At 63.5% G+C, this 13,868-nt stretch carries 12 protein-coding genes; 5 read left to right on the top strand and 7 right to left on the bottom strand.

All coding sequences use genetic code 11. The features are described from left to right. Positions 1-5 precede the first annotated feature (5 nt). Complete coding sequence (gene nrdE / locus AC3A4Z_RS09960) at positions 6-2,126, top strand: class 1b ribonucleoside-diphosphate reductase subunit alpha (RefSeq protein ID WP_498711446.1); 2,121 nt, start codon at positions 6-8, stop codon at positions 2,124-2,126. 516 nt (positions 2,127-2,642) lie between these two features. Beyond that, a complete protein-coding gene (gene nrdF / locus AC3A4Z_RS09955; protein ID WP_498711445.1) occupies positions 2,643-3,617 on the top strand; it encodes a class 1b ribonucleoside-diphosphate reductase subunit beta in 975 nt (324 codons plus the stop codon). A 140-nt stretch (positions 3,618-3,757) separates the two neighbouring features. Here the strand turns inward: nrdF and AC3A4Z_RS09950 are convergent, their stop codons facing one another. Both AC3A4Z_RS09950 and AC3A4Z_RS09945 read right to left on the bottom strand, forming a co-directional pair. After that, positions 3,758-4,810, bottom strand: coding sequence for an MsnO8 family LLM class oxidoreductase (locus tag AC3A4Z_RS09950; protein WP_498711444.1), 1,053 nt, complete (start codon positions 4,808-4,810; stop codon positions 3,758-3,760). A 216-nt stretch (positions 4,811-5,026) separates the two neighbouring features. Continuing rightward, positions 5,027-6,190: a low temperature requirement protein A gene (locus AC3A4Z_RS09945; RefSeq protein WP_498711443.1), complete on the bottom strand. Its 1,164-nt coding sequence runs from the start codon at positions 6,188-6,190 to the stop codon at positions 5,027-5,029. Between the two features lie 272 nt (positions 6,191-6,462). Between AC3A4Z_RS09945 and AC3A4Z_RS09940 the strand changes: the two genes are divergently transcribed. After that, positions 6,463-7,296 (top strand): aldo/keto reductase, encoded by an 834-nt coding sequence (locus AC3A4Z_RS09940; protein ID WP_498711442.1) that lies wholly within the window; start codon positions 6,463-6,465, stop codon positions 7,294-7,296. A gap of 92 nt (positions 7,297-7,388) precedes the next feature. Here AC3A4Z_RS09940 and AC3A4Z_RS09935 read toward each other — a convergent pair whose 3' ends face one another. The 4 genes from AC3A4Z_RS09935 to AC3A4Z_RS09920 all read right to left on the bottom strand — a co-directional run bounded on the left by AC3A4Z_RS09935 (position 7,389) and on the right by AC3A4Z_RS09920 (position 9,786). After that, a complete protein-coding gene (locus AC3A4Z_RS09935) occupies positions 7,389-8,156 on the bottom strand; it encodes an SCO1664 family protein (protein WP_498711441.1) in 768 nt (255 codons plus the stop codon). Then, entirely contained in the window at positions 8,156-8,701 is a 546-nt protein-coding gene (locus AC3A4Z_RS09930; RefSeq protein ID WP_498711440.1) for a DUF3090 domain-containing protein, read from the bottom strand. Before AC3A4Z_RS09930 ends, AC3A4Z_RS09935 begins: the two co-directional genes overlap by 1 nt. Before the next feature lie 24 nt (positions 8,702-8,725). Further along, complete coding sequence (locus AC3A4Z_RS09925; RefSeq protein ID WP_498711439.1) at positions 8,726-9,418, bottom strand: MSMEG_4193 family putative phosphomutase; 693 nt, start codon at positions 9,416-9,418, stop codon at positions 8,726-8,728. Between the two features lie 65 nt (positions 9,419-9,483). After that, on the bottom strand, positions 9,484-9,786 hold the full coding sequence (locus AC3A4Z_RS09920) for a UBP-type zinc finger domain-containing protein (RefSeq protein WP_498711617.1): 303 nt from the start codon (positions 9,784-9,786) through the stop codon (positions 9,484-9,486). 234 nt (positions 9,787-10,020) lie between these two features. Here AC3A4Z_RS09920 and AC3A4Z_RS09915 point away from each other — a divergent pair, with 234 nt between their 5' ends. Next, positions 10,021-11,772, top strand: coding sequence for an NAD(P)/FAD-dependent oxidoreductase (locus tag AC3A4Z_RS09915; protein WP_498711438.1), 1,752 nt, complete (start codon positions 10,021-10,023; stop codon positions 11,770-11,772). A 20-nt stretch (positions 11,773-11,792) separates the two neighbouring features. Beyond that, positions 11,793-12,632 (top strand): hypothetical protein, encoded by an 840-nt coding sequence (locus AC3A4Z_RS09910; protein ID WP_498711437.1) that lies wholly within the window; start codon positions 11,793-11,795, stop codon positions 12,630-12,632. 144 nt (positions 12,633-12,776) lie between these two features. On the opposite strand, the gene AC3A4Z_RS09905 is transcribed toward AC3A4Z_RS09910, so the two are convergent. Beyond that, positions 12,777-13,868, bottom strand: a 1,092-nt coding sequence (locus tag AC3A4Z_RS09905; RefSeq protein WP_498711436.1) for an HNH endonuclease signature motif containing protein, incomplete at its 5' end; no start/stop codon positions are given.

The raw sequence follows: 13,868 nt of genomic DNA, 5'->3' as shown, positions 1-13,868 counted from the left end.
CTGAGATGCCTGCCGCCTACAAGGGCCTGGGCTATCACGAGCTGAACGCGATGCTGAACCTGTATGGTCCCAGCGGCGAGATCCAGTTCGAGGCGGACCGCGAGGCCGCCCACCAGTACTTCCTGCAGCACGTGAACAACAACACCGTGTTCTTCCATGACCTGGAAGAGAAGCTCGAATACCTGGTCAAGAATGAGTACTACGAGCGCGAAACCCTCGACCAGTACACGATGAACTTCATCCGTGACCTGTTCAACCGCGCCTACAAGAAGAAGTTCCGCTTCGAGACCTTCCTGGGCGCGTTCAAGTTCTACACGTCCTACACGCTGAAGACTTTTGACGGCAAGCGTTTCCTGGAGCGCTACGAGGACCGCGTGTGCATGGTTGCCCTGCACCTGGCCCGCGGCAACGAGCAGCTCGCCTTGCAGATGGTGGACGAGATCATCGAGGGCCGCTTCCAGCCGGCCACCCCCACCTTCCTGAACGCCGGCAAGAAGCAGCGCGGCGAGCTGGTCTCCTGCTTCCTGCTGCGCATCGAAGACAACATGGAGTCCATCGGCCGCTCCATCAACTCCGCGCTGCAGCTGTCCAAGCGCGGCGGCGGCGTGGCCTTCGCGCTGACCAACATCCGCGAAGTCGGCGCCCCGATCAAGCAGATCGAGAACCAGTCCTCCGGCGTCATCCCCGTGATGAAGCTCCTCGAAGACAGCTTCTCCTACGCCAACCAGCTCGGTGCCCGCCAGGGTGCCGGTGCCGTGTATCTGCACGCCCACCACCCGGACATCTACCGGTTCCTGGACACCAAGCGCGAGAACGCGGACGAGAAAATCCGCATCAAGACCCTCTCCCTTGGCGTGGTCATCCCGGACATCACGTTCGAGCTGGCCAAGAAGGACGAGGACATGTACCTGTTCTCGCCGTACGACGTCGAACGCGTCTACGGCATGCCCTTCTCCGACGTCTCGGTTACCGAGAAGTACTACGAGATGGTGGACGATTCCCGGATCAAGAAGACCAAGATCAAGGCCCGCGAGTTCTTCCAGACCCTCGCCGAGATCCAGTTCGAATCCGGCTACCCGTACATCATGTTCGAGGACACCGTGAACCGGGCCAACCCGATCGACGGCAAGATCATCATGTCCAACCTGTGCTCGGAGATCCTCCAGGTTTCCCAGCCCACCACGTACAACGATGACCTGTCCTACGCTGACACCGGCAAGGACATCTCCTGCAACCTGGGTTCGCTGAACATCGCCAAGACTATGGACAGCCCGGACTTCGGCCTGACCATCGAGACTGCCATCCGCTCGCTCTCGGCTGTCTCGGACATGTCCAACATCACCTCGGTGCCGTCCATTGCCAAGGGCAACGACCAGAGCCACGCCATCGGCCTGGGCCAGATGAACCTGCACGGCTACCTGGCCCGCGAGCGGGTCCACTACGGTTCCGAAGAGGGCCTGGACTTCACCAACATCTACTTCTACTCGGTGGTGTACCACGCCGTCCGCGCCTCCAACCTGCTGTCCATTGAGACCGGCCAGACCTTCGGCGGCTTCGAAAAGTCCAAGTACGCCTCCGGAGAGTTCTTCGACAAGTACACGGAGCAGGAATGGGTTCCGCAGACCGAGAAGGTCCGCGAGCTGTTCAAGGACGTGCACATCCCCACGCAGGCTGACTGGCTGGCGCTGAAGGCGTCGGTCATGGAGCACGGCATCTACAACCAGAACCTGCAGGCTGTCCCGCCCACGGGCTCGATCTCCTACATCAACAACTCCACCTCCTCGATCCACCCGGTGGCGTCCAAGATCGAGATCCGCAAGGAAGGCAAGCTGGGCCGCGTGTACTACCCGGCGCCGTACCTGACCAACGACAACCTGGAGTACTACCAGGACGCGTACGAGATCGGCTACGAGAAGGTCATCGACACCTACGCCGCCGCCACCCAGCACGTGGACCAGGGCCTGTCCCTGACGCTGTTCTTCAAGGACACCGCCACCACGCGCGACATCAACAAGGCCCAGATCTACGCCTGGAAAAAGGGCATCAAGACCATCTACTACATCCGTCTCCGCCAGCTCGCGCTGGAAGGGACAGAGGTTGAGGGTTGCGTCAGCTGCATGCTGTAGCTGTAGCTTCAACTGACTCGTGAAGTACGACGGCGGGTGCCCGCCCGCCGTCGTACGCGAGATTTAAAAGTTTGAGGAGTCATGCTCGAACATGACTCCTCAAATGTCCCGGTAATGAGACGGTTCCAAAGTTGCACCTTGGACTGTTGAGTTTACATGAGTTTTGCACCGCTGCCAGGCGGTCCTCATCCGGGGCGTGATTGCCCTGGAGGAGGTGATAATTATGGGTAGGACTGTAAACAGGAGCGCCGGCAGTGGCCGCTTCGTCAGTAACGCAGCAGCCGCTCGGTGGCCGTCGAAGACGACCACCGAGCGCGTTGGAAACGGAACGTCCAATGCCAAGACCGTGAACCGGTCGGCGGCCACTGGACAATTCGTGACAGACGCAGCGGCCAAGCGTAATCCTGGCGGAACGATAAGCCAGCGCGTGTAAGTGGGTTGGGGGCTGAAGCCTGCGGCCCAGCCCCCAACTCCAGGCCCAAAAGTGCTGGTTCTGTTATAACAAGCGAGGAAATGATGAGCGAAAAGGTCAAGCTGCTGAGCCACGTCGAGGCCATTAACTGGAACCGGATCCAGGACGACAAGGACGTTGACGTCTGGAACCGCCTGGTCAACAACTTCTGGCTGCCGGAGAAGGTGCCGCTGTCCAACGACGTCCAGTCATGGAACACGCTGACGCCTGCTGAGCAGCAGCTCACCATGCGCGTGTTCACCGGCCTGACCCTGCTGGACACCATCCAGGGCACGGTGGGGGCCGTCTCGCTGATCCCGGATGCGCTGACCCCGCATGAAGAAGCCGTGTACACCAACATCGCCTTTATGGAGTCGGTGCACGCCAAGAGCTACTCCTCCATCTTCTCCACGCTGGCCTCCACGAAGGAGATCGACGAGGCGTTCCGCTGGTCCACCGAGAACGCGAACCTTCAGAAGAAGGCGCAGATCGTCATGGACTACTACCAGGGCGACGACCCCCTGAAGCGGAAGGTGGCTTCCACGCTGCTGGAGAGCTTCCTGTTCTACTCGGGCTTCTACCTGCCCATGTACTGGTCCTCACGCGCCAAGCTGACGAACACCGCTGACCTGATCCGCCTGATCATCCGCGATGAGGCCGTGCACGGCTACTACATCGGCTACAAGTTCCAGAAGGGTCTCGAAGGCCTGTCCGAGGAACGCAAGCAGGAGATTAAGGACTACACGTTCGAGCTCCTCTTCGAGCTCTACGAAAACGAAGTCCAGTACACGCACGACCTCTACGACGGCGTTGGCCTGGCCGAGGACGTCAAGAAGTTCCTGCACTACAACGCCAACAAGGCCCTGATGAACCTGGGCTACGAGGCAATGTTCCCGTCCTCAGTCACGGACGTGAACCCGGCCATCCTCTCGGCACTGTCCCCGAACGCTGACGAGAACCACGACTTCTTCTCGGGTTCGGGTTCGTCCTACGTGATCGGCAAGGCTGTCAATACCGAGGACGAGGACTGGGACTTCTAGGCTCGGCGCTCGGGCTAAGAAGCGCAAAAAGCTGAGGCGGTCGACTTGGGTCGACCGCCTTTTTTGCCTTCCGGCATCTGATCTTTAAGTTTAAGGGGGATGGCCGCGGGTGCGCTGTGAGGGCGCCAGGTGGCGTCAAGTCAGGTCTGCTGGGATGCCGCGAATCCAAGGCGGTCGTCCATGCTGCGGCTCTCGTCTGGGGGGAAGAGCCCGGCCAGGAGCCGGTCGGATTCTGCCTGTGCCTCGACGTCGAAGGCTCCGCCTGTGATCAGCAACTCGTTAGCTCCGGAGGTCGCGAGCAGGTGCTGGATTTGGGTCCGCACCTCGGAGGCCGTGCCGTAGAGCGATGTGGACAGGCTCCTTTCGACCGCTTCCTTTTCCCGGAGAGTCAGCCCGGCCCACTCGGCTGGACCCACGGGCGCCAAGGCAGCGAATTCGCCGGTGGTCCGGGAGCGGGCCAGCGCGACGGCTTCGGGCAGAAGCAGGTCCCTCGCCGCCTGGCGGGTCGCGGCCACTGCTACGTTGGCGGAAACCAGGACGAAGGGCCGCTCGAACCAGCGTGATGGACGGAATTGTGAGCGATACCTTTCCAGGGCAGGGAGTGTGCCGTTCTGATCCGTCCGGAACACGGCTGGCCCGCCCAACACCACAGCCAGGCCGGCACGGGCTGCAACATCGATTCCGGAACCGGTGGCCAGCACGAATACCGGTGCAGCCGAATCGTTCTGCGGCCGGGCAGTGATGGGTGCGGCGCCGGACAGGTAAGCAAGCAGTTGGGCCAGCTGGTCTTCAAACCGCTCCGCGTCCTGTTTCCCGGCGCGCAGCGCATTCCGGACTGCCGGGGTGAAACCGACGGACCGGCCAACGCCCAAGTCGATCCGCCCGGGATGCAGAGCCTCCAGCGTGGACGCCTGTTCGGCCACCACGATTGGTTGGTGGTTGGGAAGCATGATGCCTCCTGAACCGACCCGGATGGAGTGCGTCCGGGCAGCGACGGCGGCCATCAGCACGGCCGGAACGGAACCGGCAATGCCTGGTACCGCGTGGTGCTCTGCGACCCAGAAGCGGTGGTAACCCCATTCCTCGGCCCGCTGGGCCCGTTCCAGGACCCGGTTCAGGGCGTCCGCAGCCGGAAAACCGACCCGGGCGTTGGCACGGTCGAGGATGGAAATCCGGGGAAAGGGAAGGGCCATACTGCTGGAACCATTCCGGCCGCGGAAGAATTCCGCAAGACGAGGGTGCGGCTGGTTCCCCCGGTGGATAGGTATGGGGTGGGGGAGCTCTATCTTGCTGGAGAGCGGGCAGTGCCCGGTGATTTTGTGACATCCGTGCAGGAATAGCTCAGGACAGCGGGGCCTCCACCAGGCGGCCAAGCCGGCCGAAATGCGCTCCTTGACCTTCAATAACCGTCAACGGGCGCCCTGTTTCGTTCGGCGGGGGCGGTTCACGCCGTCGGACACTGCTACACCCAAGAGGGGAAGAGCCGCCCCTATAGCGGCAACGAATGCCGGGAGGAAGGTGCTCAAGCTGGCCAGGACCGCCAGGGCCCCGATGCCGGCGAGATCGGACACTACGCGGTGGCCCAGTACCCGATGAATAAAAAAGCCCCGGCTGGCAAGGAAAAGAGCCGGCCCGCCATACAGAAACAGGACGGTGGCCAGATCAGGGCGGGCGGCCGGATCGCTGATCACGAGCTGATCACCAACCGCTACCAGGATCAGGCCCGCGAGTAACACCAACAACGCGTTGCCGGCCAATATACCGGGCCGGAACTGATCATCAACGGAAGAGAGCTTTTCCAGAATCTCCCGCTCAAGGCTATGGAAGTAGCACCACCAGATCGCGACGCTGCCAGCAAAACTTACAGTCCCGGTGAGAAGGATCAAGGGGTCTTCCAGATTGCCCGCTATCGCCAGGCCGGTTGAAAGGATCGTCTCACCGAGCGCAATAAGGTAAAACAACCCGAATCGCTCAAAGATTCTCTCTCCCGGAAGCGGAACCCGGATTCCTTCGGTTTTTCTGCCCGGCAACCGATGTGCCAGCATATGGCCGCCCAAATCAATCGCGGCAGCGACACCCCAGAACGCTAAACGTGTCCCAGGACCGAAGAAGACGCCGGCAATCCAAAAAGGCGCGCTCATGCAGCCCCAGATCAGCGTGCGCACGAAGTGGTCGTGGGTGGTTCGGTCAAGGCCGACAGTGAGCATCCACGCACCTCTGCCGAGCTGAACCAGGAGATAGCCCGCAGCAAAGAGCCAGCCGAAGGCGCCAAACGCTGCGCCGATTGAGGCGTTCATGAACAGTGTGACGAACATGACGATCAGCAGCATCCACTGCACCTCAAGCCGCGAAGTGTCCAGCAACGTCGCCGACCACGTCGTGTACACCCACACCTTATAAACTCCGAGAAGAAGCACAAATGTCTCACCGGCACCCACCCCCGAAGGATGCTCCAGCAAATGGTGGGACAGCTGCGATAGCGCGAAGACAAAGACCAGATCGAAGAACAACTCAAGACGCGTTACCCGGTCCCCGGAAGTCGCAGAACGCGTCAACGACCTGGCACGGTACATCAGCAGCCTCCACTGGCTGGGAGCGGAAAGACGCCCCTCCTGTTGTCGAAAAGACTGACAACGGTCAACGCAGAAGTCAAGGGCCAATTCGCCGGAGCGGTAGTAGATTTGCCGTCCTCAGGAGCCGCGCTGCACCGGTCCCGGACTTAGGGCACCTGTCATGTCCTGCTCCTGCGGAGTAAATTGAAGCAACCGGGGCGGTGCGGTCCGCCGGCAAAACGGGATTCAGCACATTCCACTACGGGAACCGGCATTTTCTGACGGGAGTCACGATGCACGAGATACTTCTTCCGTCCGGTGAGGCTGTCCCGGAACTCGGAATCGGAACGTGGGGAATGGGTGAGCACCCCGGCAACGCCGCGCGCGAGCAGGCGGCGATCCAGATGGCCCTGGACCTTGGTATGTCCGTGGTCGATACCGCCGAGATGTATGGCGACGGCGCCGCCGAGGAACTTGTCGGCCGGGCGCTGGCAGCACGCCGGGACGAAGCGTTCCTGGTGACCAAGGTCCTGCCGCATCACGCGACGCTGCGCGGAACTGTTGCCGCCTGTGAGGGCAGCCTGCGTCGCCTGGGAACGGACCGTATCGACCTGTACCTGCTGCATTGGCGGGGCGTTGCTCCCTTGGCAGAAACGCTCGAAGCCTTCGAGAACCTGCAGCGCGCCGGAAAGGTCCGGCACTGGGGCGTAAGCAACCTCGACGTAGGGGACATGGACGAGCTTATGCGCCTTCCCGGCGGACAGAAGGTCGCGACCGACCAGGTGCTGTATAACCTGACCCGCCGGGGCATCGAGTTCGATCTGCTGCCCCGGTGCGTCGAGAGGGGCATCCCGGTCATGGCGTACTCACCCCTGGAGCAGGGCCGAATGCTGGACGATCCCGTGCTGGTCCGCATTGCTACCGAACACGGTGTTAACCCGCCGCAGATCGCCATCGCCTGGGTGCTCAGGCAGCCGCTCGTCCTGGCGATTCCGAAAGCTTCAAGCCCGCAGCATGTCCAGGATTGCCACCAGGCACTTGTCGTTCAGCTCACGCCTGGCGACCTGGCCGATCTGGACCACGCTTACCCCCCGCCCACCCACAAACGCGCGCTCGAGGTGATCTAACGATCCCTTCTGGCCTCCGTTGCGGGCGTACATGCCCCGCCATCCACGCCACGGAACAAGCTGCGACTGCGAAGCCCGTAGCCCGGGTGTCCTTAGAACAGCGGCCACGGCACCGCGGGCATCCCACCCTGCGGACCCGGAAACCGCCCTTGCGAGCGCAACCGGTCGCAGCGCGCGGCGAGTGCGGCAATTTCCCCGGCGCTCAGCAAGTCCGCCAGGTTTCGCCCCAGCTCACCACGCAGTCCTTCGTTGACGCGATCGACTCCGTCGCATTCCTCGTCGGTCAATGTGTCTCCCAGCCACCCCCACAGGACCGTGCGCAGCTTGTGGTCACGGTGAAAGGTCAGCCCATGGTCCACGCCGTGCCGGTGTCCGCCTGGCATGGCAAGGATGTGATCGCCTTTGCGGTCGGCGTTGTTGACCACGACGTCGAACACCGCCATTCGTCTGAGCTCCGGTGTGTCTTCATGTACGAGGGCGACCATCCGGCCGGTCTCATCCTGGCCCTCGAGGACCTGTTTCCACCCGATCTCCGGTACGTCGTCGGCCGCAACGAGATCCACCGCGTTCTGGTCGGGGTCAGTATCCTGCCACAGCTGCACCATTCCCTTGCCTAAAGGACCATCGCGGAGCCAGGTGCGGGGCACCACGTTCCAGCCGAGGACCTCAGAAACCAGGTAGGCCGCGGCCTCCCGGTGGGCAAGGAAGCCATCGGGAAAATCCCACAGCGGTTTCTCCCCGGCTATCGGCTTATAAACGACCGTGGTGTCGCCGATGGTGCCCACAAAGGTGGCATTCGACGCCGTCGTGATCCTCCCGGTGAGCGTCAGCTCGTCAGTCAGCAGGTCGGGCGCGGGCATCAGACCTCGGGCAGCGTGCAGACGTGCCCGTCCGCATCCACGGGATAACCGCAGAGCGGGCACGCGGGACGCCCGGCGCCCACCACCTCCCGGGTACGCTTGGCGAACGCGCGGGCGGTGCCAACCGGCATCCGCACCAGCAACATTTCGGGCACTTCGACGCCGTTCCCCTCGAGCGATTCGTCGTCATCGACATCGGTGATCGGGTATGCCTCGATTACCACCTGCGCCGTCGTCGGATCCCAACCTAAGGTCATGGCCCCGGTTCGGAACTGCTCTTCAACCGCCTCGAGCTGGTCATTGTCCACGAGCTCGATGGGAGTGCCCGTGGGAACGCTGAAGGGGTTGCCCTCGAGGGTGATGAGCTGATCGAGGATTTCGTCAATCTTCTCGGCAAGCTGGGCCGACTGCTGCTTCTCCAGGGCGATGCTCACAATTTGCTTGCCCGTGCGTACCTGGAGGTAGAACGTGCGCGCCCCAGGAACGCCGACAGTACCGATGACGACCCGGTCGGGCCAGGCAAACTCGTGAACACGTGTGGGCATGTCAGTATTTTAGGCACATGAGGTTTAATGTGCCGTCTGCCCGGCACCGCCGCCCACTGGTGCGTCGCCGGAGTTGATGCCTTTCGACAGCCAGGACAGATCCCCCGCGTCGGTGTTAGTGGCATAGACGCTCGGCCGAACGGCGCCATAGTGCACGATCGACAAGGAGGCAGGGCCCACGTTAATGCGCTGGAACAGGTCGAGGTGCATACCCAACGCGTCGGCAAGGATTGATTTGATGATGTCACCGTGACTTACCGCCACCCACACGGCTCCTGGCCCGTACTCGGCCTCGAAAGCTGCATCGTGACGGCGGATTGCTGCTACCGACCGAGCCTGCATAGCTGCCATGGATTCACCGCCGGGAAAAACGACGGCGGACGGCTGCGACTGCACGGCCGGCCACAGCTCTTCGGTTGCGAGATCACTGAGCAGGCGTCCCTGCCATTGGCCGTAATCGCACTCGGTGAGATCGGGATCTGTCGGCGCAGAAGGATTACCGGCCTGCCGGTCGAGGATGAGCCGCGCGGTTTGCTGGCAACGCTCAAGGGGGCTCGATACCACCCCGGCTAAGGGCACCACTGCGAGCCGGTCCCCGGTCAATGCTGCCTGCTCGCGCCCGATCTGGTCCAGACTGACACCGGCCGCCCTTCCCGCCAGCAGACCAGCGGCATTGGCTGTGGTGCGGCCGTGCCGCACGAGGATAACTGTCGCCATCCCTACAGCCTAACCAGCCTTCCTCGCCGGGGCCCGGTGTCAGTGGCTTTGCTCCGGCTCTGCGGCTACCGGTGGAGGCGTTCTTGCCAGTCTGCCGGTACCTTGTCTGGCGGTGCGGGTGACGGCTGTTCCAGAGGCCTGGATTGAGGATCCGGCAGCCGCGGGCCGCGAAAGAACTTCTGTGTGGTGTGCTCGTAAAACCAGTTCTCGCCAGGCTCAAAGGACCTCACGACAGGGTGACCTGCAGCGCTCGCGTGGGCATGGGCGTGCTGTGACGGCGACGAATCGCAGCAGCCGATGTGGCCGCACTGGGCGCAGCGGCGAAGATGCAGCCACCAACCTGGGCCGTCGCCTTGAAGGCACTCCATGCAGCCTGTCCCACTGGGCGTGGCGGTGAGGCTGATTCCTCGAATCGGGCGATCTTCCATGGGGTTCTCCATTTCCACCACTCCGATTCTGATCAGGCCATGCCGCTGCCCCGCCGTCGGGAGCTATTGTGGCAGAATCTCCGCGGCCTCGGAACGAGGAAATCTCTTGTCCCCACTGTCCCGGCGCGAGTATCGTGATCGCCACCGAACCATTGATCCGGAAAGACGCCAGCCATGGATGACCCGGTTCCCATCATGCTGATTGCCACCCCAGATCCGGCCTCGCGGCGCATTCTGGAAGACGAGCTACGCCGGCGGTACGGTGCCGACTACGAGGTGGTGGTGTGCGCCGAACACGCCCACGGGCGGGCGGTGCTTGAGGGGCTCCGGCGGTGGAACCGCCAAGTCGCCCTCATCCTCGGATGCTACGGACCGGCTGACCGTGGCGGACTCGATTTCCTGCGGCGTGCCTATGGATTCCACCCGGCAGCCAAGCGTGCTGTTGTGGTGACATGGGGCGACTTCGCCAGCGCGCCCACTGTATTCCGGGCGATCGCGCAGGGGTACGCCGAACTGGTCATCATCCGTCCGGAACGGCCGCGCGACGAAGAATTCCACGGGGCGATTACCGACGCCCTCGACGACTGGCAGCTGGCCCAGGGAGTCGGGTTCGAGGCGGTCCGGCTGATCGGAGAGCTGGGCGACCAAAGGACCCATATGTTGCGCGACTCCTTGAGCCGGAACCACATCCCGGTAGGATTCCACCCCGCGGGGTCCGAGAGCGCCCAACGAACGCTGGCGAGCTTGCACCTGAGCGACCCCGTGCTGCCGGTTATGGTACTCGAGTTCACCGCTCCACCGATTGTCCTCGAAAACCCCACTGACCTGGAGATCGCCGAAGCGATGGGGGTGACGCGGCCGCCACCGGCCGACAAGATTTTCGATGTGGTGGTAGTGGGAGCCGGCCCCTCCGGCCTCGCGACCGCCGTTTATGCCTCCTCCGAGGGCCTCGCCACCATGGTGGTGGAGGGAGAGGCCGTGGGAGGCCAGGCCGGCACGAGCTCGTTGATCCGCAACTACCCGGGCTTCTCCCGCGGAGTGAGCGGCGCCCACTTGGCCTACCGCTCGTTCCACCAGGCCTGGACTTTGGGTACGGACTTCCTCTTCCTCCGCAAGGTGGAAGGGCTCCGTGCGGACGGCGGGTTGTACTCCGTATCGATTTCCGATGGCACTGTGGTCCGGTGCCGCATTGTGGTGGTGGCCACCGGCGTGGACTACCGCCGCCTCGGCATACCGCGGCTGGAGGATCTGGTAGGCAGGGGCGTTTTCTACGGGGCCACAGTCTCTGAGGCGCCGTCGATGGCAGGAAAGCACGTCTGCGTCGTGGGTGGCGGCAACTCGGCCGGACAGGCGGTTCTGCACCTTGCGAGGTACGCGGCGAAGGTGACGCTGCTGGTTCGCGGACCCTCGTTGTCGGCCAGTATGTCGGAGTACCTCATCTCCCAACTTGAGGCTACGCGGAACGTCGCCATCCGCTATGGCACCGTGCTCGTGGGGGCACGAGATCAGGACGGCTTCCTTGCCGCCGTCAAGGTCGCCGCAGCCGGTGCTCCCGACGCAGTCCAAAGCGAGGAGATCGACGCGGGCGGCTTGTTCGTGCTGATCGGTTCGGTGCCGCGGACCTCCTGGCTGCCCGACACCGTAGAGCGTGACCCGGCCGGTTTTTTGCGCACCGGCGTCAACCGGAATGTCAGTGCTGCCGGGGCTGTCAGGCCGGACAGGGCGCCTTTGGCGCTGGAAACCAGCATGCCGGGAATTTTCGCAATCGGTGACGTGCGGGCAGGGTCGATCAAGAGAGTGGCCACCGCAGTGGGGGACGGCGCCACCGTGGTCTCGATGCTTCACACCTACCTGGCGGAGAACCCCCTGCCTGCGGCGCCTCCTGCACCTGGTGAGGAAGCCGTATCCGGGAAGCTGCCCGGGTGATGTCCGCTTCGACTGAGGTCATGCCGTTGATTGTGCCGATGCGGCGGCTGCTCTACGTCGCTGCATTCCTCGTGTTTCTCGCCGGGCTCGTGCTGTTCGTGTTTCCGCTGCGGACTGATGAATTCTTCTCTTGGACAGTCAATCCGCCCATGACCGCGGTCTTCCTCGGCGCTGCTTACTGGTCAAGTGCAGGCCTGGAGGTGACGGGCGCCCGTTCGGAGAGTTGGGAGTCAGCGAGGCTGGCAGTATGGCCCGTGTTCATCTTCACTGCATTAACTTTGGGAGTCACCCTGCTTCATATCGACCGCTTCCACCTGTCTTCCAATGCTGCCCCCACTGCCCGGATAGCCACCTGGGCGTGGCTGGCAATCTATGCCCTGGTGCCCGTGGCGATGCTCGTCATCAGCAGGATGCAGATCCGGTCGCAGGGTCCTGCGCCAAAGACTGTGACAGCGGGAAGGCCAGTGCTGCCCCTTGCGCTCCGGCTGCTCCTGGCGGCAATCGCCGGGGTACTGCTGCTGTACGGCGTGGCGCTCCTGGCCGTACCCACTCTCGCCGCGGCGTGGTGGCCGTGGACACTGTCCGAACTAACGGGGAGGGCGATCGGAGCATGGCTGGTTGGCCTCGGGTGGGCTGCCGCGCAGGGCCAGTTTAGCCGCGACCTCCGCACCGTCCGCCCCGTGGCCCTGACCTCCGTTGCCTTCGTCCTTCTGCAAGCCATTGCACTCCTGCGGCACGGCGGCGCCCTGACATGGCCAAGCGGACCGGCGATCGGTTATGTAGCCGTACTACTTGCCATCGGAGTAGCTGGCGGGTGGGCGCTCGCACTATCGCGCGCGCCGGCACCCGGGCAGAAATGACCTGAATGACCTTCTGCTCGGGAAGGGGCGCCGGGCAAGGCTCGCATGAAGGCAGTGGGATACGACCAGGCCTGTGACATGCGTTTGGGGCGGGTCCTGCACTTGGACATGCAGGACCCGCCGATCGCTCCGATTACGGGTTCGCTAGGTGCTGCCGTGGAGGAACCGCTCTATGTAGTCCTCTCCGGGGGAGCATCTGGAGTAGACCAAGTCCGGCGGCTCGCCGGGTGGCGATCGAAACCTCGTGGCGTCTGTCCAAAGCGGTCTTAGTTGCCTGGGCCAGATTGGTGGTTCCCAGTCGTGGTGTTCGGTTTTGTAGTGGCGCCCGGTGGGTGAGATCCAGCCCGGTGGTTCGTGATCGGCGGCCGGGGTGGGCGTCCAGCCGGTGGAGTGTTTGAGGCGGTGGTGCTTGGGGCAGAGCTGGACCAGGTTGCTGAGCCCGGTGTTGCCGCCATCTTTCCAGGCCTTAAGGTGGTCTGCCTCGTTGTCCAGGGAGGGGTTGTTGCAGCCGGGGAAGGTGCACTTACCGTCCCGGAGCTGCAGTGCCTTCTTCATCGCTTTGGTGAGGCGGTAGCTGGTGCGGCCGATCTCCAGTGGCGCCCCATCCCTGGGGTCCACCAGCACCCGGTAGAACGAAGTGGCACCGTTGGCAACGAGTTCGCGGGCCATCGACGGCGGGATCGGACCATACCCGTCCAGCATCGCCGGCTCCTCCGTTGATCCCAGGAGGGAGCATACCGGCACGGTCACCAGCACCTGCGCCTTGATCCGCGAGGACGGGCCAGCCGCCGCACCGGCGCCGTTGCCGCTGCCAAGGATCGCCTCGGTGAAGTTGTCGGCCTTCAGCTGTGTAAGGGTGCGGTGCTCGTCGGGTCCTTGCATTCCGCGGGCGAGGGCGGTGAGCCGGTTCCAGCCCGCCATGGCCTGGTCCGCGGGCAGGCAGGCGGACAGCCACGCCATCCCGTCCTGATCCGGCCGGTATTCCACCCGCCGGTCCGCTACACCCCTGGCGTGGCGTTTCTCGATGGATTCCGGGTGGTGGCGTTCCCGCCAGTTCCTGGCCTTATAGCGGAACCGGTAGGCGGGCAGCTCACCGATCGGGGCGGCCGTAGCCGGCCTGGGCGCCTCGGGGTCCAGGAAGTGTGCCTCGAGGGCGGCGGCGCCGGCGGGGTCAAGGCCGGCGGTTTCCTCCACCATGACCAGGGCGTGCGGCCAGGAGATTACTCCGGCCTGCAA

It is taken from the genome of Arthrobacter sp. Soil_C_49 (assembly GCF_057656635.1).
This window is presented reverse-complemented; position numbering and strand designations above follow the sequence as displayed.

Coding starts and splice junctions, on each gene's coding strand:
- nrdE (WP_498711446.1), top strand. CDS start 6: ATGCCTGCCGCCTACAAGGGCCTGGGCTATCACGAGCTGAACGCGATG.
- nrdF (WP_498711445.1), top strand. CDS start 2,643: ATGAGCGAAAAGGTCAAGCTGCTGAGCCACGTCGAGGCCATTAACTGG.
- AC3A4Z_RS09950 (WP_498711444.1), bottom strand. CDS start 4,810: ATGGCCCTTCCCTTTCCCCGGATTTCCATCCTCGACCGTGCCAACGCC.
- AC3A4Z_RS09945 (WP_498711443.1), bottom strand. CDS start 6,190: ATGTACCGTGCCAGGTCGTTGACGCGTTCTGCGACTTCCGGGGACCGG.
- AC3A4Z_RS09940 (WP_498711442.1), top strand. CDS start 6,463: ATGCACGAGATACTTCTTCCGTCCGGTGAGGCTGTCCCGGAACTCGGA.
- AC3A4Z_RS09935 (WP_498711441.1), bottom strand. CDS start 8,156: ATGCCCGCGCCCGACCTGCTGACTGACGAGCTGACGCTCACCGGGAGG.
- AC3A4Z_RS09930 (WP_498711440.1), bottom strand. CDS start 8,701: ATGCCCACACGTGTTCACGAGTTTGCCTGGCCCGACCGGGTCGTCATC.
- AC3A4Z_RS09925 (WP_498711439.1), bottom strand. CDS start 9,418: ATGGCGACAGTTATCCTCGTGCGGCACGGCCGCACCACAGCCAATGCC.
- AC3A4Z_RS09920 (WP_498711617.1), bottom strand. CDS start 9,786: ATGGAGTGCCTTCAAGGCGACGGCCCAGGTTGGTGGCTGCATCTTCGC.
- AC3A4Z_RS09915 (WP_498711438.1), top strand. CDS start 10,021: ATGGATGACCCGGTTCCCATCATGCTGATTGCCACCCCAGATCCGGCC.
- AC3A4Z_RS09910 (WP_498711437.1), top strand. CDS start 11,793: ATGCCGTTGATTGTGCCGATGCGGCGGCTGCTCTACGTCGCTGCATTC.